Here is a 22,659-nt window from a genome sequence, read left to right on the forward strand (position 1 = left end):
AAATATTTCTTTTCATGAAAATAATTCTTTCTTTTCATGAAAATAATTCTTTCTTTTCATGAAAATAATTCTTTTTCTTCATGTAAGTAATTCGCTCAGAAGGGTAGGGTAGTTGTTTACTCATACTTTTTACCAACTTTGCAGCTCATCTCTTCGATTTCTATTTGCCGTTATTAGCCTCTTTATTTATGCTTTATAAAGTTGGAATCTACCCCCGTTTTCGTACTCTTTGTTTAATTATAGTTTATTTAATATTAAATTATAGTCTATAAAATGAGTATCAATTAAATTCCTATATACCCTTATCCCTTTTTCTATCTGCACTCCCCTCCCTTCGGAGGGGTTGGGGGAGGCTTTGGGGTGGAAGCTATTTTGTTTTATATATTTAATGTGCTTCCAACCAGTTCTTGCCCCATCCGGCATCAGCTATCAATGGGACATTCAGTGGATAAGCGTTCTGCATCTCCTCGATAACAATGCGTTCCACCTGTTCACGCTCCTCAGGGAAGACGGAGAAGTTAAGTTCATCATGCACTTGGAGAATCATCTTTGAGCGAATACCTTCTTTCTTAAAGCGTTCCCAGATACGAACCATTGCCACCTTGATGATATCTGCCTCTGTTCCTTGTATTGGAGCATTGATGGCGTTACGCTCGGCAAAACCACGTACAGTAGCATTACGGCTGTTGATATCAGCAAGATAGCGACGACGATGGAAGAGTGTTTCGGCATAACCCTTGGCTCTTGCCACTTCTTTTGCATGTTCCATATAAGCTTGTACCTTTGGGAATGTGCGGAAATAGCCCTCTATCAGCTCTTTAGCTTCACCATTTGGAATGTCCATACGCTGGGCAAGTCCATAGGTAGTAATACCATATATAATACCGAAGTTGGCTTGTTTAGCTTTCTTTCGCTGTGCGTCAGTCACCTTATCTATATCTACATGCCATATCTTTGCAGCTGTTGCACGGTGGATATCATGACCCTCACGGAAAGCCTCCATCATATTCTCGTCTTCAGAAAGATGTGCCATAATACGCAACTCAATCTGACTATAATCTGCAGAAAAGAACAGACAGCCTTCTTCTGGAATGAAACACTTACGTATCTCCTTACCATCATCCGTGCGTACAGGAATATTCTGCAAGTTAGGATCACTCGAAGAGAGTCGTCCAGTGGCTGTAAGTGCCTGATTAAACGATGTGTGAATATGTCCAGTACGTGGATTAATCAGCTTTGGAAGGGCATCTATATAAGTGCTAAGAAGCTTCTTCATACCTCTGTAATTGAGGATGTTACGTACGATAGGACTCTTGCTTTCAAGGCTCTGCAGCACCTCTTCACTTGTAACATACTGTCCTGTCTTTGTCTTCTTAGGCTTATCCATAATTTGCAACTTGCCAAAGAGGATGTCACCGACTTGCTTTGGGCTTGAGATATTGAATTCTTCTCCAGCCTCCTTATATATTTCCTGCTCGTATTGTTTCATACGTTCAGTGAATATCTTTGACGTATCTTGCAGTGCTTCAGTGTCTAAGCATACGCCATTTAGCTCCATATCAGCTAATACACGTACCAAAGGCATCTCTATATTCCAGAAGAGTTCTTCCACTCCAAGCTCCTTTAAACGTGGTTCAAGTACGTTTTTCAGACGCAAAGTGATGTCGGCATCCTCTGCAGCATACTCATAGATGTCAGTAGGGGAGAGGTCGCGCATATTCTTCTGCTTCTTTCCTTTCGGACCGAGTAGTTCTTCAATGTGAATGGTTTGATAGCTGAGTAGTGTCTCAGCCATGTAGTCCATATTATGATGTAGTTCTGGTTGGATGAGGTAGTGGGCTATCATCGTGTCGAACATCTTACCCTGTAGTGTCACTCCATATCTGGTTAACACTTCATAGTCATACTTAATGTTCTGTCCGATTTTCATTATTTTGTCGCTTTCATACAGCGGTTTGAATATCTGAACGATTTTTAACGCCTCTTCATAGTTAGCTGGTACGGCAACATAAAAAGCCTTCTTTTCTTCAACCGAGAAGCTCAAACCAACCAATTCAGCACTAATTGCATCCGTAGAAGTGGTTTCTGTGTCTATACTAACAAACTCTTTTGTAATAAAAAAGTCACAAAGCTGACGTAATTCTTCCTCATTCTCAACGAGTTTGTATTCATGTTGGGTTGTTTTTATACTCTCAAATTTCGCATTTTTCGGCTCATCTGACTCGTTGGTCGTGTTTTCTGCAAATAAATCAAGCTGATTATTGTCGGTTTTTGGCTTTGATTCATCTTTGTTAAGAAACTTGTTAATAAGTGTCTTAAACTCTAATTCCTCAAATATCGCACGCAATTTGGTCTCGTCAGGTTGTTCAACCTTGAGTTCATCCAAGTCAAGTTCCATTGGAACGTCTGTTCGAATCGTTGCGAGGAACTTTGACATTTTAATATCCTCTACGGCATTCTCAACTTTCTCACGTAGTTTACCCTTAATCTCGTCAGTATGTTGAAGCATATTGTCAATGCTTCCAAACTGATTGATTAACTTGGCTGCGGTTTTCTCTCCAACACCAGGACAACCCGGAAAGTTATCTGCTGAGTCGCCCATCAATGCCAAGAGGTCGATGACTTGGGCTGGGGTAGAGATGCCATACTTTTCTCCTACCTCTTTTTCTCCTAATATCTCGTAACCGCCACCATGACGAGGACGATACATAAAGACGTTAGGACCAATGAGTTGACCATAGTCTTTATCGGGTGTAAGCATAAAAGTATCGATTCCATCGGCTCCAAAGCGAGTTGCTATAGTACCGATAATATCATCTGCTTCGAAGCCATATACCTGTAGAATAGGAATATGCATCGCCTCAAGCACTTGCTTGATAAGTGGAACAGAAAGCTTGATATCTTCTGGTGTTTCCTCTCGTTGCGCCTTGTATTCGGGGAAGGCGTCATGGCGAAAAGTCTTTCCATGATCGAATGCTACACCAATATGCGTTGGCTTTTCCTTTGTAAGAACCTCGTTCAGGGTGTTGCAAAAGCCCATAACAGCAGATGTATTCAAGCCCTTAGAGTTGATACGTGGACTTTTGATAAATGCGTAGTATGAACGATAGATGAGCGCATAAGCGTCAATAAGGAAGAGTTTTGCCATAACTAATTATTCTATTTTTAGCTGTAAAATTACTAATTTTCTTCCATAATCTCCGATAAAATGAGTAAATTTGTATCAAATTTAAAGTCAAAAATGGATACTCTTTCACTCATAAAACAGCCGATTGAGACAGAATTAGGCGATTTCATCGACCTTTTTAATCATGCTCTCGACCACGAAGATGGCTTGTTGCGTACGGTTTTGAACCATATCAAGCAACAAGCAGGGAAGCGTATGCGTCCTATTCTCATCCTTCTGATGGCTAAGAACTTTGGTAAGGTTTCTGAAGCAACACAGCATGCGGCTGTGGGATTGGAACTTTTACATACGGCTTCACTTGTGCATGACGATGTCGTTGATGAAGCGGCTGCTCGCAGAGGGCAGGCGAGTGTGAATGCTGATTATGATAATAAGGTGGCTGTATTAGTGGGTGATTACGTGCTTTCAACTGCCTTACTTCATGTTAGTTACACGCACTCAGAGATTATTGTGCGCTATCTTGCAGAGTTAGGTCGTACGTTGAGTGATGGTGAAATTCTTCAGTTGTGGAATATTCAGAATAAAGAAATCACCGAAGAGGTTTACTATAAAATTATTGAACGTAAGACAGCTGCGCTCTTTGAATCGTGTGCTGCTATTGGTGCTGAGTCGGCTAATGCAAGCGATGAGGAGGTTGAAGCGGCAAGACTCTTTGGTAAACATCTCGGAATTGTCTTCCAAATTCGTGATGATATCTTCGATTATTATGACTCTGAGGCTGAAATTGGTAAGCCAACGGGTAACGATATGGCTGAAGGAAAGCTCACTTTACCAATCATTTATGCGTTGAATTCGACAAAAAATGAGGAAATGCTTGCTTTGGCTCATAAGGTGAAAGCACACGAGGTGACACGCGAAGATATCGATAAATTGGTAGAATTTGCTAAGGTAACTGGTGGTATTGAATATGCTGAACGTCGTATGTGGGACTTTCATGCCGAAGCACAGACTTTCCTTGATAAGTATGTTAAGGATGATAGTATTCGTTCTGCTCTCCAGACTTACCTTGATTATGTAATTAAAAGGAAGAAGTAATTGCACTTGTTTAGTGCAAAAAACTCCCTTTTCATCGTGAGATTGATTAATTTTTGTGATGATAACGACAGTTTCTCTTTATGATGATGGTTTATCCATCACATAAGGAGAAACTCTTTTTTATGTCTTTTATTGACTTATTCTTTATCAATGGCATGCGTTGTTATGTTACATATTACTTGTGTTAAGGCTTAGCACTAATCGTGCGGAGCGTCCGCACATATGGTGCGGATGCCCCGCACCATATGTGTTTATGGTGTTTTACTTCACAATAATACTATCTATAGGTTATCTTTTGCCCTTATAACGATGGCTTCTGACCATAAGTTGATTGATTTATAGGTACCATGTACGTACTGTTTATCTTATTGTTTTGGATTACTTATAGTTTTATGTGACTACAAGAGATATTTTCCTGTGCTTATTTAGTTTATATTTGTGTGTTTTTCTTGCTGTTTATTGTATTTCTGAAAATTGTCTTTTCTTGCCTTTTTAATGAGGTGTTTCGTAAATATAATCTATATAACATTTAAAAATAGATTATATTATGAGGTTTATTTAAAATTGTCTTTCTTTGAAAGAACAATAAATGAGAGATGTTTTCAAGTGTAGATACGGAAAAAGGGACATACAAAGTGTATGCCCCTTATAGGTTACTTTTGTTTTATTTTATCAGTTTCAGCGTTTTAATTTTTTGTTACTGTTGGCTGAAAAGTTTAGAAGAACTTAGACTCTGTACCAATGATTTCACTTAGCAAGAGGTTGGTAAGACGGCTTGTACCCATGCGGAACCAGTAGTTTGTGAGCCATTTCTCGCCTAAGACCTCTTTAACAATGGTATAGTAGATTACTGCATCCATGACAGTGTTGATACCGCCAGCAGGCTTTAAACCAATCTGTATACCTGTCTTATCATAGTACTCCTTGATAGCCTGACACATTACATATACAGACTCTGGTGTTGCGCTAATCTTCTCCTTACCTGTACTTGTCTTTATATAGTCGGCTCCTGCGTACATAGAGAGCAGGGATGCGGTCTTGATAGCACTTGCATTGCCAAGATCGCCAGTCTCAAGAATCACCTTCATAGGAACGTCTCCACACACTTGTTTAAGTTCGTTGATGGTGTCACATACGCCTTCGTAATCGCCTGAAAGGAACTTACCTACAGGCATAACGATGTCAATATGAGTAGCTCCGTCCTTGATTGCAAGTGCTGTCTCGATGGTTTTCACCTCCAAGAAGGTCTGTGAAGAAGGGAAGTTGCCTGTTACATTTGTAATGTCAACACCGTCTACTTCAAGACTGTCTGCCATCAACTTTGTGAAGCATGGGTAAGCGCAGAGAGCTGCAACATGCGGTAAATCAGGATATTCAGAGTCAAAACGGTTTACTTTCTCAACCATTTCTAATACCTTTTCTTCTGTGTCTGTTGTGCTAAGCGTAGTAAGCTCAACGCTGCCTAAGAGGAATTTCTTTACTTCAAGGTTGTCGTTCTCTGATACTTTTTCCGCAATAATCTTTGTTACGGCAGCCTTAACTTCCTCGTCAGTGATGTTGAGATTGTACTGTGATAAGGCTTGTTCGTACTCGCTTTTTTCGACGATTCCAACGGCTTTTTGTGCCTGGATGTCTTTTGAAACAGTGTCTTTAATTGTTCCCATGATTTGTTTTTATTATATTGTTTGTTTTTATTTCTTTGTAGAGTGAGGGTAGGGGAGGAGCATACTTTTATTCTATACCACTTTTGTTGTCTATTTCTAAGTGTGAAGCATGGTCTTTTTCTGCTGTCATTTTACCCTCTATTTTCCTCCAAAATATCTCTTGTTTGAACATTATAGATTATTTTGTATTATTAAATAGCTTATTTTAATTTAGGATTGTTCTTGTGTCTATCCTTGTCGCGCTTGGTTTTCTTGTCAAAACTCTTCTGTAGTTCATCTGTGAGATTGACGCCAGTTTGGTTGGCAAGGCAGAGTAGAACCCATAGGACATCAGCCATTTCTTCTCCTAAATTGGCTTTCTCACCCTCCTTAAAGCTCTGGTCTCCGTAAGTACGAGCCATTACACGAGCTAATTCTCCTACCTCTTCTGTGAGGCAAGCCATATTGGTTAGTTCTCTAAAATAGCGTACACCGTTTTCTTTTATCCATTTGTCAACGGCTTGTTGTGCTTCTTCTATTGTCATTGTTTCCGTTTTCCTTATTTGATTGTTACATGTTAAACGTAGGTTATTTGCAGCTAAAAAGTCTATATATGGTTATAGGCTTTGATAGCTTTAATGATAAAATATCATCGATTTAATCGCTGTTTTTGGTTGTTTATCAGGTTTCTAAGTACTTTAAAAGTGTTCTGTAAGGATGATTGATATGAACGTTATGTCGTCTATTCCTTATTCTTTGTATCCATACAGATTGTTACTGGACCATCATTGAGGAGTTCTACTTTCATGTCTGCACCGAACTCTCCTGTGCCTACTGGTTTCCCCATAGCTTCGCTTAGAGCGTCACAGAAACGATTATAGAGAGGAATAGAGAGTTCGTGTGGGGCTGCATGAATCCAGCTTGGACGGTTCCCTTTCTTATAGCTTGCCATAAGTGTAAACTGTGAAACAACGAGAATTTCGCCATTAATATCCATGATGCTGCGGTTCATTACGCCCATTTCATCGTCGAAAATACGCAAACCTATGATCTTCTTTACCAACCAGTTGATATCTTCTTCAGTATCGTCTTTACCAATACCTAATAGGATAAGGTATCCTGTACCAATAGAAGACTTTTCTTGCTGATTGATAGTAACAGAGGCATGGCTAACACGTTGTATTACAATTCTCATATCGCAAATGTACAATATTTATTTTAATTAGTTACTGATTAGCGTGGAAATAATTATAGACAATAGTTGCTTTGCTTGCTCCTATTACTTCTGTAAGTTCTTGTAAATCAGCTTCTTTTATGTGTTTCACAGTCTTCAGCTTCTTTAAAAGTGCATCTTTTGTCTTTGGTCCGATACCTTTTATATCGTCTAACTCGCTGTGTAGCTGTGTCTTAGAGCGTTTGTCTCGATGGAAAGATATAGCATAACGATGCACTTCGTCCTGTATTTGGGTAAGAACTTTGAAGAGTTCGCCCTTGATGTCGAGTGCTATTGTCTGCTGTGGGAAGCCGAAAAGAAGCTCGTTTGTGCGGTGACGATCGTCTTTGGCAAGTCCTGCAATTGGAATACTGAGGTGGAGTTCGTCTTCAACAACTTCTCTTACAACCTCCATTTGACCCTTTCCACCGTCGGTAATTATGAGATCGGGTAGGGGAGTTCCTTCTTCTTGCATACGGCTGTAACGTCGTCTTACCACCTCCTGCATGGACGCATAGTCATCAGGACCTACTACAGTCTTGATGTTGTATTTGCGATAATCCTTCTTAGATGGCTTCATTCCTTTATATACTATGCAGCCAGCAACAGCGTCAGAACCAGAGATATTTGAATTATCGAAGCACTCTATGTGGTAAGGAAGCTTCGATAACTTCAGTTTGTCTTGGAGTTCTCGCATTAATCGCGTCTGTTTTTGTTCTGGATTTAGCTTTTCTGTCTGTTTTAATCGGTCGAACTTATACTGTTTAGCATTCATCTCAGAGAGTTCTAATAGATGATGTTTATCACCACGTTGTGGTATGAAGAATTCAGCACCCTTTACTTTAAAATCAAGTTCAAAAGGTACGATAATCTCTTTTGCGGTGCTATTAAAGCGTTCACGTATCTCTGGAATAGCCTCATTTAACAACTCTTGATCGGATTCATCGAGTTTTCTTTTGTATTCATAAGTAAAGCTTTGATTGATTGCACCATTAGTTACATGGATATAATTAATAAACGCATTCTTTCTTGTATCATCACTTACAATAGTGAAAACATCAACATCTGTAATCGTATGACTTACGATTTCGCTCTTTGCTGCGAAGTTATCGAGCGCTAAATAACGCTGTTTACATAATTCAGCTTCCTCAAATCGCAATTCCTCCGCATATTTCTCCATTTCCTGTTTTAGGAGTTTCTGCACATCACGAGTATTCCCTTTTAATATTTCTCGTGCTTGTTTTATTGCTTCTTGATAATCTTCATAACTCTGTTTATTGATACATGGTGCTCCACAGTTATGTAAATGATACTCTAAGCAAGGCTTATATTTCCCCTGTTCGATACCTTCTTTCGTAATAGGGAAGCGACAAGTGCGCGGTTTGTATACCTTCTTAATGATATCAAGAATCGCATACATACTCCCAATATGGCTATATGGCCCATAAAAAGCACCATAACGTTTATTGATAGTACGTGTTTTGAATATACGTGGGAAATACTCATTCGTTACGCAAATACTTGGGTAAGTCTTACCATCTTTGAGCAATACGTTGTATTTAGGCTTGTATTGCTTGATTAGTTGATTTTCTATAAGAAGTGCATCTTCTTCTGTTTTGACTACAGAATATGAAATATCATAAATCTTAGAAACCAACACCTTTGTTTTAAAACGGTCAACCTCTTTATGGAAGTAGGACGACACACGTCTTTTAAGGTTCTTCGCCTTGCCAACATAGATGATTGTTTTCTCATTATCATAGAACTGATATGTGCCTGGTTTCTCAGGCATATTGAGAACAATGTTCTTAAGATAAGCAGTTCGCTTCAAGTTATCTTCTTTATTCATTTTGCGTAACTCCTTTGTATAAAGGGCTTTTAAAGCGTTTTGTTTCACGTGGAACACGAACGGTGCTTTGCGTTAGCACATATGGTGCTTCACGTCAGCACATATGGTGCTAAGGCTTGGCACGATCGTTGGTGATCAAATCTTGATATCGTAGTGACGGTTTACAAGCCTCGATAATGTACTTTTAAAGAAAAGAGGAGCGACCCTTTGTGTGGGTTACTCCTCTTCTTTTTATATTCATTTCATTTCCTCTTTCTCATATAAAAAGGGTAGGGAGGAAAGGTTCCTGTCACAGTCTTGCTGATTAGAATTGGAGTAAAGAAGTAATTTCAATATCCTTATCGAACTGGTCACGACTGTTAGGAAATTCCGAATGGAGTTCGATAATGAAGTTGCAATACACCTTTTTAGGATTAAACTTCTTAACAAGGTCACATGCAGCCTTCATCGTTCCACCAGTTGCAAGGAGGTCATCATGGAGCAAAACAACGTCATTTTCGTTGATAGCATCCTTATGAATCTCGATGGTGTCTATACCATATTCCTTCTGATAACTTTCCTGAATGGTCTCACAAGGAAGCTTACCAGGCTTACGGCAAAGTACGATACCAGCACCCAAACGGGTGGCAACGGCAGAAGACATGACGAAGCCACGACTCTCGATACCCACAATCTTGGTTACACCCTTACCTTTGTAGAGATCAACCATCTCATCAGTAATTTCCTGAAGAGCTTCAGGTGACTTGAATAGGGTAGTCACATCACGAAAGTTAACACCCTTAATAGGCCAATCCGGGATACATCTCAGGTTGTCTAATAATAGTTTTTTATTCATTTTCAGTTTGTTATATAGTTTTGTTTTATGCTATCGTTTCACGTGAAACAGGCATGTTTTTAACCTTTAGGCGTGCTCCTTTTATCCACGTGTTAGGACTTATTTGTCCAAAGAAAGTTATCTTCCCATGAGGACAAGCAGCACATTAATGTCGCTTGGGCTCACTCCTGGAATACGACTTGCTTGCGCGAGCGTCTCCGGTTGAATCTGTTCTAACTTCTGTCGGCACTCTGTAGAGAGGTCGTGTAGTTCACTATACTTGAAGTGTCCTTTGATTTTAATGTCTTCAAGACGACGCATTTTCTCAGCAAATACACGCTCACGATCGATATAGCCTTTGTACTTTAGCTTGATTTCAGCAGCCTCAGCAATCTCTTCTTTACGGTTAGGCGAAGCCTCGATAGCCTCTTTAAGGCTTGGAATAACAGCCGAAAGGTTCTCGAAGTTGACCTGTGGACGTGCTACAAGGTCAACTATCTTCGTTGCTCCCTTGATAGGAGATGTACCCAAATGCTCCAAGAAACCGTTTACAACTTCAGGCTTAACCGAAGTGTTGTTACAGAAGTCAAGAATACGATTGATATGCTCCTTCTTTTGCATCCACCAGTCATAACGGTCCTGTTTAGCTATACCTATGTTATAAGCACGCTCCGTCAGTCGCGCATCTGCATCGTCTTGGCGTAAGAGAATACGGTATTCTGCACGCGAAGTAAACATACGATAAGGTTCATCAACGCCCTTTGTAGTAAGGTCATCAATCAACACACCGATGTAACTCTCGTCTCTATTCATCACAAAAGGATCCTTACCTGCACAGAGTAGGGCAGCATTAATACCCGCTACTAAGCCTTGTCCGCCAGCTTCCTCGTATCCAGTCGTACCGTTCACCTGCCCAGCAAAGAACAAACCTTCGATTACTTTCGACTCCAAAGACTGTTTTAGCTGTGTTGGATCAAAGTAATCATACTCGATTGCATAGCCAGGACGATAGATTTTAGCGTCACGTAGGGCTGGAATCTTGTGTATAGCCTCTAATTGAACCTCCCAAGGCATACTTGAAGAGAAGCCATTCAGATACATCTCATTCGTGTCAACACCCTCTGGTTCGAGGAAGAGAGGATGGCTATTCTTGTCAGGGAAGGTGACGAGTTTCGTCTCAATCGAAGGACAATAGCGTGGTCCTGTACTCTGAATCTGTCCATTGAATAGAGGAGAATCAGCCACTCCACGTCGCAACACCTCATGTGCTTCCTCGTTCGTGTTACACGTCCAGCATGGCAACTGTGGTAGATGACGATGCGGACCATAGAAAGAGAACTGATGATAGTCGGTCTCTCCCGGTTGTGGTTCCATCTCATCAAAGTGTACCGAACGTCGGTCAATGCGCACAGGGGTACCCGTCTTCATGCGATCAGCACGAATCCCATGGCGCGTAATGCTCTCCGTAAAGTTGTGAACAGCAGGTTCTGCACATCGTCCACCCTCCACCTTTCGCTTACCGATATGCATCAGTCCGTTGAGGAAGGTTCCCGCAGTGATAATCACTGTACGTGCATAGATGTCAATACCCCATATCGTTTTGATACCCAACACCTTACCATTCTCTACCAACAACTCGTCGGCTTGATCCTGAAAGATGTCGAGATTGTCCGTATGGTCGAGTATTGTGCGCCATTCCCAGATAAATTTACCACGGTCACACTGTGCTCGTGGACTCCAAACAGCAGGTCCCTTTGATCGGTTCAGCATATGAAACTGAATCGCTGTAGCATCGGTAACCAGTCCCATATAGCCTCCAAGAGCGTCTATCTCTCTGACTATCTGACCTTTGGCTATACCTCCGACGGCAGGATTACAGCTCATCTGACCGATTTTATTCATATCCATTGTTACCAAACAAGTGTTTGCACCCAAGTTGGCAGCTGCTGTAGCAGCCTCACAACCTGCGTGTCCACCGCCGATAACAAGTACATCATACTTGAATTTCATCGTCTTTTTACAAAAGTATAGGGGCATAATACCCCTAATTTATAACGACACAAAATTAAGAAATAAAATCGAATTATACCTATATAATAGAAAGAAAAGTTCCTCTCTTAATTTCCCTTTTCTCTTAGTTTAGTAGCCAAGTGATGCCCAATCCAATGTTACTATATCGTGAGAACTCGTTGAAAGATATGTCGTAGTAAGTGTTTAGGTGCAGTCGTGGTGAAACCTTATAATCCATTCCGACTTCACTCATAAAGTTGAAGTGGCTGTCATGTCCTGGTTTTGCCCAGTCGTCCTGTCGCTTTGAGTTGTATCGGTTATAGCTTTCTACGAAGAAGCTCCACTTGTCAGTAGGCTGATAAGTGAGGTTAGCACCAAAGAAAAGGTCAGGACTTTCTGTATCTCCATCCCATTCACCTCCCAAGTCATAACCCAATGTAAACTTACTACTCAATTCGTTTTCGAATAAGAGGTGAGCTTGAATACCTACATGTTTGGGAAGGTAGTGTGCATTACTACCACCAGGAATGAGTATTGTACCCATAAAGGAAACCTTTGGAATCACCTTTCCACCCTCATAAACCTTGATTTTCGTACCAATAGCGGCATTCGCAATACCCCCAAAATTCCCTTCAGGCGTATGGGTTATACATTCATCAATCTGTAGTCTTACCTCCGCTTGTGGAGTCAGTCCAAGACGAAACAAAGATGTGTTGATAGTGAAAGTACGTGCGTGTCCACCGTTTCTTCTGTCCCATTCAAGTACGATACCAGTTTCCCAATCAATCTTTCCTGGTTTCATGATGTCGACACCAGTCGTAGCACCAGGGGCATCTGGAGAGAAATCTTCAGTGTCTTGTGCCATTGAATTTGCAGAGACGAACGTAAGGAGAGATAAACATAAAGTTCTCCTTAAACCACTTCTAAGATAGGCTATCATAGTCTTCTTTCTTTCTAATAATGTTGTTGTTTGTTTTAATGTGGATTACAGTCCCCTATTCGTAATCTTATCTTTTTACCCTCATCTTTCTATAGGGGAATGTTATATCAGCTACAAAGATACGCATTAATCGTTTGAAAATGCGTATTTTATGGTTAAAGTCTTCCTTATCTGTGAAAACCAATGGCGTTTTGCTATCTTTTTTACGACTGATAGCTACTCATTCCACCCCCTTTCTATTGTCGTACTGATACTCCGCACATGATGTGCTAACGCTCCGCACATATTGTGCTAACGCCTCGCACGTGTGGTGCGGAGGCTCCGCACCCTATAAAGAGAGGCTCGTGTCGATGGATGAAATTCAACTTGTAAAAAGCAGTTGATGCTTCATAGTTATACAGGTTGGCATTCTTTGTTTATAAAGATAATATGTACCTTTGCATGTTCGGAGATAATAATCAGCATATGAAGCTAAATAATACGATAGAAGAAGGAAACGAAGAACGTACAGCCTTGGGCATTCTGCTCACGATAAGTTTTTGTCATCTGTTAGATGACACAATGCATTCGATGCTCCCAGCAATTTACCCGATGTTGAAAGATGAGTTTGGATTATCCTTCTTTCAAGTTGGAATCATAACGTTAGTACTACAGCTAACCTCTTCCATCATCCAACCCTTCGTCGGACTCTATGCCGATAAGCATCATGGTTGGTGGCAATTGCCTGTGAGTATGGTGTTCACGCTTATAGGAATCTTTATGCTTTCGTATGCCGATAGTTTCCTTGTCATCTTATTATCTGTATCATTGTTCGGCTTAGGCTCTTCTATATTCCATCCGCAAGGTTCGCAAGTGGCACAGCAAGCCTCTGGTGGACGCAATGGTTTAGCACAGAGTATTTTCCAGGTAGGAGGCAATGGTGGCTTTGCAGCAGGACCATTGTTTGCAGCCCTGATAGTGATACCAGTCGGCTTGAGTGGTGTACGCTGGTTTGCGTTTATAGCCCTTCTTTTAGCCGTTATACTGATTTATATAGGAAAATGGCATGTAAAACAATTAAAGGTCGTTCGTAAACGGAGTAGGGCAAGATGGACAACAGCAAAGGCATATACACGTAATCAGATTTATGGATTTGTATTTATCCTTTTCGTGTTGATGTTCTCCAAGAACTTTTATACAGAGAGTATGGTCAGCTATTTCACCTTCTTTCTGATAGAGAAGTTCGGGGTATCTATTCAAACTTCCCAATTCTGCCTGTTTGTTTTCTTAGCAGCAGAAGTTGTCGGAACCCTTCTTGGAGGCTGGATAGGCGACCGCTACGGGCGTAAATACGTGATATGGTTCTCTATCTTTGGGGCAGCACCATTCACAATCATGCTCCCTTATGTGGGTAGTCTTGCTGGAACAATTATCTTATCAGCCATCATTGGGCTCATTATAGCATCAGCCTTTTCTGCAATATTGGTTTATGCAACCGACCTCATGCCTAATCATATCGGTACGATAGCCGGTATCTTCTATGGACTTTCATTTGGTCTTGGCGGTCTTGGAAGTACCTTCTTTGGATGGTTAGCCGACCAGACGAGTATTCTCTTTGTCTTTAAAGTAAGTACATTACTCCCATTATTAGGTATTATAGCCGTCTATTTGCCAAAGATGAAGCGTGAGTAAGCTACATGTTTGATTATAGTCTTGTCATTAATAAATTTATTTTCTGCGTAATGGAGGACTATATTAGGCAATGAAAAAAGGCAAAGAGCAGTTTGGAAAGACTATAGTTAGAGGTTCATCCTTTAGCTAAAGAAATCCCTATTCTTTGCTTTTTGCTATCAGTTAATAGATGAAATTCATTTTAATTCCTTATCTTTGCAAATAGAATCCCTTTTCCTTAGAAAGGGAAGCAATCATATTACTATTTAATCCTTGGCTTGTTTAATACGAAAGTATATGGGCAGGGCGGATACCAAATATTAAAAACCTACATGAAACAAAAGAAACTTTTAGTGACCTTCGCTTTGGGCATGTGTGCCCTTACGGCAGCTCATGCACAGGATAATGACTTCGATTTAGGCAGTCAGCGTTCGGAAGTGCAGTTAGTTAATCCTGTTCCTGGTAAGAAGATTGACCATCAGGGACTCGTTATTAATCCTACACCACGTTACGTGAAACTGACAGGTGAGGGAACAGTAGACATCAGTGGTGGTGTTAAACTTGACCAACCGCAGCCTGCTCGTAAGCAGAGTTGGGACTATTGGACTGACCTTAACTTCCTTTCTCGTGCTGATAAGGGTCTTCCAATGAAGATACAATTAGTGAAGATACCTGTGCTTTTGAAAGATGGAGAGCAGAGTGGGGCCGATGTAGACGGTGCTTACACACTAAGAATCACCAAGAAAGGAATCACACTTCTGGCTGATTATGACTTAGGAGTATTCTATGGTATACAGACTTTGCGCCAAATTATGGAGAACCCATCCGTAGAAGGCGGTAAGAAACTACCTTGTTTGGAAATCAATGATGCACCAGTATTTGCCTATCGTGGTGTTGTGGAGGGTTTCTATGGTACACCATGGTCGCACGCAGTACGCCTTTCATTGATTGACTTCTATGGTAAGTACAAGATGAATACTTATATCTATGGACCAAAGGATGACCCTTATCACAGTTCTCCTAACTGGCGTCTGCCTTATCCAGAGAATGAGATGAAGGACATCAAGGAACTTGTTGCAGCCTGCAAGAAGAACCGTGTAGACTTCGTTTGGGCTATTCATCCAGGTAAGGATATCAAGTGGAACGAGGAAGACTATCAGAATCTTATGCACAAACTTGACCTCATGTATCAAGCTGGTGTGAAGTCATTTGCTATCTTCTTTGATGATATCTCAGGCGAGGGAACCAACCCTAACCGACAAGTTGAGCTGTTGAATCGTTTGACAAAGGAGTTTGTAAAGGCAAAGGGTGACGTTGCTCCGCTGATTATTTGTCCTACAGACTATTCTAAGTTGTGGGCAAAGGCAGACGAGAACGGGCCATTGAGCATCTATGGTAAGACCCTCGACCCATCTGTACGTGTGTTCTGGACAGGCGATGTTGTTTGTAGCGATGTGACAAAGAGTACACTCGATTGGGTGGATAGTCGCATCAAGCGTCCTGCTTTCTTCTGGTGGAACTATGCTGTAACGGACTATGTACGCAATATTGTATTGCAGGGTCCGGTTTATGGATTGGAGACATCGCTCACCGATCAGGATATGTGTGGTCTTGTCAGCAACCCAATGGAGCATGGAGAAGCATCAAAACTCTCTCTTTATAGTGTAGCTGATTATACATGGAATCCATCTGATTATAACCCAATCGACAGCTGGGAGCGTGGCTTGGAGGTGATGATGCCACGTGCAAAGGAGGCTTACCGCACCTTCGCTATCCATTCTGCCGATACGGAGACAGGCTATCGTCGTGACGAATCTTGGGAAACAGAGACCTTCCGTTTAGCTGATTACACCAAGGAAAAGCGTGATAAACTCTATCAGGAGTTCGAACGTGTGGCTAAAGCACCTGCTGAGATTGAGGCTGGTTGCACTGATAATCTCTTGATGAAGGAGCTAAAGCCTTGGCTTACAGAGTTTGCTAAGTTAGGCGAACGTGGTAAGAACGCTATCGAATTGATGGATCTCTATCGTAGTGGTGACAACTTGAAGTTCTGGAGTAAGTATGTTAAGAGCCGTATGTCTGCAGAAGATAAGAAAGCTTACGAGGCTCATAAGTCGGGAACTATGAAGTTGCAGCCATTCTACGACTTCGCTATGGACGACCTCGGTGATGCTTTCTATGAGAAGCTTTCAGGCGAAAAGGCATTCACACTACGTGGTATCGGTTCTTATAAGAATCTTAAGACAACTCAAGCTGGTTTGATGTTCGATGGCGATAGCATAACACATTACACCTCTGGTGAAGCACAGAAGGCTGGTGACTGGATGGGTGTAGCCCTCCCTGAACCAATGTCTGTACGTGAAGTGCATATCCTTCAGGGGCGTAACTCTACTGATGATTGCGACTTCTACGACCATGCAGCACTTGAATATTCTGTTGACGGCAAGACATGGAATACCATGTTGGGCGATATGAAGAACCAGTATGACATTCTTTGGCAGGGCGAACCAGTGCAAGCACGTTATATTCGTTTGCGTCGTCTTGACTCAGACCGTAAGAACTGGGCTTCTATTCGTTCGTTCGTAGTGGTACCTGCTGGTGCAGCTTCGCTTGAGTTTGAGAATTCTAAGGCTGGAGCAAACGATGTTCTTCTTGCGTTCGACCATCAGCCTGGTACATCTTTCAAGAATACAGGTGCTGTTTCGTTCGAGGTACCAAGTGGTATGACTTCTTACACCTTCATGCTTTCATTGCCAGAGGGTGGTTCTGTTCGCGTTTGCCAGTATGATAAGCGTAACAAGCTGAAGGCTGAGTTCACTTCTAATGAGCCTTTCTTCACTGTTGATGTGGCAAAGAAAGTAACGCGTATGGAGTTGATTGGTAAGGCAGAAGTGTTCGAGATTATTCCGAAGAAGTAAGGTGTTGAGGAATTAGATTACTGTATTAAGTAATATAAATATTAAAATAACGAGAGGGTATAAAAGTGGAATTACTTTTTATACCCTCTCGTTTTACGTTATGACTTTTGGTTCTTCAGTTAAATGTGTGAACGCTTTTCGTATTGCTTTAACGGAAGAATCGAAGTTACTCATTAAACAAAAAACATGGCTAAGACAGTCAACTTTCTGTCCTCTTATCATCCTATGACATTGAAAATCATTTCTTTTTAGACTTCAAAAATATGTAGATAGAAGTTTGAAAAATCATTACATAATTTCAAAGAAAACATCTATAATTAACGGTAAAAACACATATAAGAAGCAGGTTTGCAATCAACAGAGAATCAATTAGTTACCAAATGGTAAAATAAAAGGTGCTTTATTGGACTTCAAAAGGGCGTTAGTAAGGGTCTTAAAGGGCATCTTTTGCAAGTCAATTGGGCGTCTTTTAGAAGCCAAAAGAGCATGTATTGGTTTTGAGCTGTGTGAAAATAGTTTACAAGATTCGGCTAATGAGGGAATAATCTGTTTGTATAAGACAGATATACATTGTAGCTAATTACACTTGTCATATAGTTTATTCCTCTTTATAAAACCAACTAATTGGGGGTAATCATTCCGTTTATGTGGATTAATCTCATTCTACTAAGAATCTGCGCATTAAACGGATGAACCTGATTTTTTGTATTTGATAGGTGATATAATATTGATTACCGATATTATTAATAGTGCGCCACCTTCTATAACCGTAGTTGTGTCTTTACTGTACAAGCCTATTATTATGGCGAGTGCAGACATCACGATATCAAAGATGTTTTGTGTTCTATTACCAGTAAATACTTTTAAAATGTCCTGTGTCTTACTTTTCGTACATCCCCAGATACAGAAAACAATCAATATAAGGGTAAAAGCAGATAGTATGTAAACAAGGCTGTCTTGTTGGATATGAGTTATTACCAAGCATAATATAATAACCATTCTCATAGCCCAAGGTAAGAAATAGATAGGTTTACTCATACTTTGAATCTTATAGTTTATGATTAAAAAGTTATTTGTTCCTTGCAAAGATAGTTGTTTTCATTTAAAAAGAAAGTAAGTGTGGGTGAAAAAAATAGGAAAATCGTTGTAAGATAATGATATAGTAGTTCTTGTTCCTTTTAAAATATTTACTTCTCTACTTATTCCCAAGGTAAGAACGAAAAGGAATTGACGGACAATGTGAGATTAAAAGTTGCTTGTTGAAAGACAACAAATAAATTACAATAGGGATAGGCGATGGCGTCTGTCCCTATTGTTTGTAATAGGTTCGAGTGAATGATAATCTAAGAAATGAGGTGATGAAGCCCGAATTCATTTCTTTACGTTAAAGGTTAACACTGAACCTTTCTTCAAGATAACCCTTCGATTGGAATTGTCACTAAACAATGGAATGTCCTTGGTGCAAGTCAACGTTAGGATTTCTCCGGTCTTAGTCTTCTTATATTGATGCCTTAAGTTTTTTATATGCGAATCACAGGCACCATCATAATCGTTTATATGATAATCTTCTTTATTGATAGTCAGATATAATACGTCTGCATAAGCATAGGTACTGTATTGTACGCTTACGCCGTTAAAATGAGCGTTATAAACCTTATAGGATTTGTCGCACACGTCATCTTCGTCAGGTTCAATAGTGAAGTCTGCTTTTGAAGCTTTCCCCTTGACAGCTATTGTCTTACCCGCAACGATATGGAGGTTGGCATAAGCGTTCATAGATAGCTCTATCTCGCTTTTACTGTTGTTGAATATTGACCTCAAAAAAGCTGGTCTGCTCTTGTAGTCCAGATTGTTATCTTGAGCATTGGCAACCATGCAGGACAATACAAGTAATAAGCTTAAAATAATCTTTTTCATTGCTTAATTCTTTAATATTGATACATTCATTCATTAGAATTCTGTGAATGTTTGAGTTCAATAAATGTTTTTCGTTACCTTTGTTTGCGAATAGTAGCTGTTTTGTTGCTGTTCTTATAAAGTAGCATTGATATCGCTGCAAATGTAGATAATAGTTTTTAAATAAACAAACGTTGGATAGATTTTAGATAGGTTGACTTAGTTTTCGGTACTTTCTAACAACAAGTTGCCTCCATTTTGGTAACATACAGCAAGATATTTAGCCTTCCGCACCATTGGTGCTAACGCTCCGCACCATTGGTGCTTACCAATCGCACGGTACGTGCTGAGTACTAACACATCGGCTAAAGATGGGAAGAGAGGGTCTTAATAACACATAGTAATATGCTAATAGATCACTAATATGGGAAGGGTATATCAGCCATTACTAATCTTTTTGCTCCACTTCACTGATGAATTAAAATAACTATACAACACCGAAAGTTTTTGTTTAACTTTCGAGGTTTGTGCGTCTTCTAAAACTATCCTCATTTATTAGGATAGGCTAAGCCTCCTTATTTTAAGTCTAAATACTATACATTTTGTTTAAAATACTTTGATAAATCATTAAAATATAGTATTTTTGCAACGCATTATGTATGTACTCATACCAACATCTTGGTATCTAATTTAATGAACAATAATTACGAGAGGGAGGCTGAATACAGTCTTCTCGCTACATTCATTTAGGAATAATAATTCTAACAATTTAAATATTTAAAATCAAAACATTTATGTGGTTAATCAATTCATCTATTGGTAGAAAGGTGATTATGTCAGTTACTGGCATGGCCCTGATCCTATTCATGACGTTCCACTGCTGTATGAATCTTGTTGCGCTCTTCTCAGGAGAGGCTTACAACATGATTTGTGAGCTGTTGGGTGCCAACTGGTATGCAGTAGCAGCTACTGCTGGTCTTGGTGCATTGGCAGTTTGTCACATTGTTTATGCGTTCATCCTTACAGCGCAGAACCGCCGTGCACGTGGTGACAATCGTTATGCTGTTACAGAGAAGCCTGCAACTGTAGAGTGGGCAAGCCAGAACATGCTTGTTCTCGGTCTCATCGTGTTGCTCGGTCTTGGACTTCACTTCTTTAACTTCTGGTACAACATGATGTTTGCAGAGCTTACAGGTATGCATGTTCAGATTCCACCAAGTCATGGTTTTGAGTACATCCAGGTAACATTTGCTAATTCAGTTTACGTAGTTCTCTATGTTATTTGGATTGTAGCATTGTGGTTCCACCTCTCTCACGGTTTCTGGAGTGCTATGCAAACAGTTGGTGTCAACGGTAAAGTATGGTTCAACCGTTGGAAGACCATTGGTAACATTTATGTTACGCTGTTGATGCTTTGCTTCCTCATTGTAGTGCTTGCATTTGCTTTCCATTGTGCACCAAGCCTTTGCTGTGCTGCATAATTAAGTATCTAAGTTGAAAATTTAATTCAAAACAATCATGACAAAGATATTAGATTCCAAAATACCAGCAGGTCCTGTAGCCGAGAAGTGGACTAACTACAAGGCACATCAGCGTTTGGTTAACCCAAAGAATAAACTGAAACTGGATGTTATCGTTGTTGGTACAGGTCTGGCTGGTGCCAGTGCTGCCGCTTCTCTCGGTGAGATGGGCTTCAACGTATATAACTTCTGCATCCAAGACTCACCACGTCGTGCACACTCTATCGCTGCACAGGGTGGTATCAATGCTGCAAAGAACTATCAGAATGATGGTGACTCAGTTTACCGTCTTTTCTACGATACAGTAAAGGGTGGTGACTATCGTGCTCGTGAGGCTAACGTTTATCGTTTGGCTGAGGTTTCAAACGACATCATCGATCAGTGCGTTGCACAGGGAGTTCCATTCGCTCGTGAGTATGGTGGTATGCTTGCTAACCGTTCTTTCGGTGGTGCACAGGTAAGCCGTACTTTCTATGCAAAGGGTCAGACCGGTCAGCAGTTGTTGCTCGGTGCTTACTCTTCATTGAGTGCACAGGTTGCTACAGGTAAGGTAAAGCTCTATACTCGTTATGAGATGGAGGACGTAGTTATCGTTGACGGTCACGCTCGTGGTATCATTGCTAAGAACCTTGTGACTGGTAAATTAGAGCGTTTCACAGCTAATGCTGTTGTTATCGCTACTGGTGGTTATGGTAACGCATACTTCCTTTCAACCAACGCTATGGGTTGTAACTGTACAGCCGCTATCCAGTGCTACCGTAAGGGTGCTTACATGGCTAACCCTTCTTACGTTCAGATTCACCCAACTTGTATCCCTGTACACGGCGACAAGCAGTCTAAGCTGACCCTTATGTCAGAGTCTCTGCGTAATGATGGCCGTATCTGGGTTCCTAAGAAGCTCGAAGATGCAAAGGCATTGCAGGCAGGAACAAAGAAGGGATCTGATATTCCAGAGGAAGATCGCGACTATTACTTGGAGCGTCGTTACCCAGCATTCGGTAACCTCGTACCTCGTGACGTTGCATCACGTGCTGCTAAGGAGCGTTGCGACCATGGTTTCGGTGTTAACAACACTGGTCTTGCTGTGTTCCTCGACTTCTCTGAGTCTATCAACCGCCTTGGTATCGATACAATTCTTCAGCGTTATGGTAACCTCTTCGATATGTATGAGGAGATTACAGACGTTAATCCAGGCGAACTCGCTAATGAGATTAACGGCGTGAAGTACTATAATCCAATGATGATCTTCCCTGCTATCCACTACACAATGGGTGGTATCTGGGTTGACTATGAGCTGATGACAACCGTTCCTGGTCTGTTTGCTATTGGTGAGTGTAACTTCTCTGACCATGGTGCTAACCGTCTTGGTGCTTCTGCTTTGATGCAGGGTCTTGCTGATGGTTACTTCGTATTGCCATATACTATTCAGAACTACCTTGCTGATCAGGCACTCTGGGCAAAGGTTCCAACCGACCGTCCTGAGTTTGATGAGGCAGATAAGGCTGTTATGGCTGAGACAGATCGTTTGATGGGTATTCAGGGTAAGCGTTCTGTTGACTCTCTCCACAAGGAGCTTGGTCATATCATGTGGGAGTATGTAGGTATGGGTCGTACCAAGGAAGGTCTTGAGGAAGGTCTTAAGCAGTTGAAGGCTCTCCGCGAGGAATTCAACTCTAATCTCTTTATTCCAGGTAAGAAGGAAGGCTTGAACGTCGAACTTGATAAGGCAATTCACCTCCGTGACTTCATCCTTATGGGTGAGCTCGTAGCTTATGATGCATTGCATCGTGAGGAGAGTTGTGGTGGTCACTTCCGTGAGGAGCACCAGACAGAGGAAGGTGAGGCTAAGCGTGACGACGAGAACTTCTTCTATGTTGGCTGTTGGGAGTATCAGGGTGATGACACCAAGAGCCCAGAGCTTATCAAGGAACCTCTCGAGTATGAGGCAATCAAGGTACAAACACGTAATTATAAAAACTAGTTG

15 protein-coding genes are annotated in these 22,659 nt (G+C 40.9%); 5 read left to right on the forward strand and 10 right to left on the reverse strand.

Annotated features, from left to right (window positions below; all coding sequences use genetic code 11):
• Positions 1–385: 385 nt before the first annotated feature.
• Positions 386–3,148: a DNA polymerase I gene (polA, locus tag FIU21_RS12185; RefSeq protein WP_004358908.1), complete on the reverse strand. Its 2,763-nt coding sequence runs from the start codon at positions 3,146–3,148 to the stop codon at positions 386–388.
• Between the two features lie 93 nt (positions 3,149–3,241).
• On the opposite strand from polA, the gene FIU21_RS12190 reads away from it, so the two are divergent.
• Positions 3,242–4,222, forward strand: a complete 981-nt coding sequence (locus tag FIU21_RS12190; RefSeq protein ID WP_004358907.1) for a polyprenyl synthetase family protein — start codon at positions 3,242–3,244, stop codon at positions 4,220–4,222.
• Between the two features lie 716 nt (positions 4,223–4,938).
• Here the strand turns inward: FIU21_RS12190 and deoC are convergent.
• The 7 genes from deoC to FIU21_RS12225 all read right to left on the reverse strand — a co-directional run bounded on the left by deoC (position 4,939) and on the right by FIU21_RS12225 (position 12,616).
• Positions 4,939–5,886: a deoxyribose-phosphate aldolase gene (deoC, locus tag FIU21_RS12195; protein WP_004358906.1), complete on the reverse strand. Its 948-nt coding sequence runs from the start codon at positions 5,884–5,886 to the stop codon at positions 4,939–4,941.
• 200 nt (positions 5,887–6,086) lie between these two features.
• Positions 6,087–6,410, reverse strand: coding sequence for a nucleotide pyrophosphohydrolase (locus FIU21_RS12200; protein WP_004358905.1), 324 nt, complete (start codon positions 6,408–6,410; stop codon positions 6,087–6,089).
• 197 nt (positions 6,411–6,607) lie between these two features.
• A complete protein-coding gene (gene dtd / locus FIU21_RS12205) occupies positions 6,608–7,060 on the reverse strand; it encodes a D-aminoacyl-tRNA deacylase (protein WP_004358904.1) in 453 nt (150 codons plus the stop codon).
• A 31-nt stretch (positions 7,061–7,091) separates the two neighbouring features.
• Positions 7,092–8,927, reverse strand: coding sequence for an excinuclease ABC subunit UvrC (gene uvrC / locus FIU21_RS12210; RefSeq protein ID WP_004358903.1), 1,836 nt, complete (start codon positions 8,925–8,927; stop codon positions 7,092–7,094).
• Positions 8,928–9,231: 304 nt separating this feature from the next.
• The gene (locus tag FIU21_RS12215) at positions 9,232–9,762 is read right to left on the reverse strand and encodes an adenine phosphoribosyltransferase (protein ID WP_004358902.1); all 531 of its coding nucleotides are present in this window, start codon (positions 9,760–9,762) and stop codon (positions 9,232–9,234) included.
• Between the two features lie 117 nt (positions 9,763–9,879).
• Positions 9,880–11,751, reverse strand: coding sequence for a tRNA uridine-5-carboxymethylaminomethyl(34) synthesis enzyme MnmG (gene mnmG / locus FIU21_RS12220; RefSeq protein ID WP_172891398.1), 1,872 nt, complete (start codon positions 11,749–11,751; stop codon positions 9,880–9,882).
• A 124-nt stretch (positions 11,752–11,875) separates the two neighbouring features.
• Positions 11,876–12,616, reverse strand: a complete 741-nt coding sequence (locus tag FIU21_RS12225) for a transporter (RefSeq protein ID WP_004358900.1) — start codon at positions 12,614–12,616, stop codon at positions 11,876–11,878.
• 516 nt (positions 12,617–13,132) lie between these two features.
• Between FIU21_RS12225 and FIU21_RS12230 the strand changes: the two genes are divergently transcribed.
• Complete coding sequence (locus FIU21_RS12230; RefSeq protein ID WP_004358899.1) at positions 13,133–14,362, forward strand: MFS transporter; 1,230 nt, start codon at positions 13,133–13,135, stop codon at positions 14,360–14,362.
• A 311-nt stretch (positions 14,363–14,673) separates the two neighbouring features.
• On the forward strand, positions 14,674–17,259 hold the full coding sequence (locus tag FIU21_RS12235; RefSeq protein ID WP_004358898.1) for a glycoside hydrolase family 84 protein: 2,586 nt from the start codon (positions 14,674–14,676) through the stop codon (positions 17,257–17,259).
• Positions 17,260–17,940: 681 nt separating this feature from the next.
• Here FIU21_RS12235 and FIU21_RS12240 read toward each other — a convergent pair.
• Complete coding sequence (locus FIU21_RS12240; protein WP_172891399.1) at positions 17,941–18,297, reverse strand: hypothetical protein; 357 nt, start codon at positions 18,295–18,297, stop codon at positions 17,941–17,943.
• Positions 18,298–18,630: 333 nt separating this feature from the next.
• Positions 18,631–19,176 (reverse strand): hypothetical protein, encoded by a 546-nt coding sequence (locus tag FIU21_RS12245; RefSeq protein ID WP_231291300.1) that lies wholly within the window; start codon positions 19,174–19,176, stop codon positions 18,631–18,633.
• Between the two features lie 773 nt (positions 19,177–19,949).
• Here FIU21_RS12245 and FIU21_RS12250 point away from each other — a divergent pair.
• Together FIU21_RS12250 and FIU21_RS12255 are read left to right on the forward strand one after the other, a co-directional pair.
• Positions 19,950–20,636: a succinate dehydrogenase/fumarate reductase cytochrome b subunit gene (locus FIU21_RS12250; protein ID WP_004358896.1), complete on the forward strand. Its 687-nt coding sequence runs from the start codon at positions 19,950–19,952 to the stop codon at positions 20,634–20,636.
• Positions 20,637–20,673: 37 nt separating this feature from the next.
• The gene (locus FIU21_RS12255; protein WP_004358895.1) at positions 20,674–22,656 is read left to right on the forward strand and encodes a fumarate reductase/succinate dehydrogenase flavoprotein subunit; all 1,983 of its coding nucleotides are present in this window, start codon (positions 20,674–20,676) and stop codon (positions 22,654–22,656) included.
• The last annotated feature ends 3 nt before the right edge of the window (positions 22,657–22,659 follow it).

Source organism: Prevotella melaninogenica (assembly GCF_013267595.1).
Taxonomy (GTDB): domain Bacteria; phylum Bacteroidota; class Bacteroidia; order Bacteroidales; family Bacteroidaceae; genus Prevotella; species Prevotella melaninogenica_D.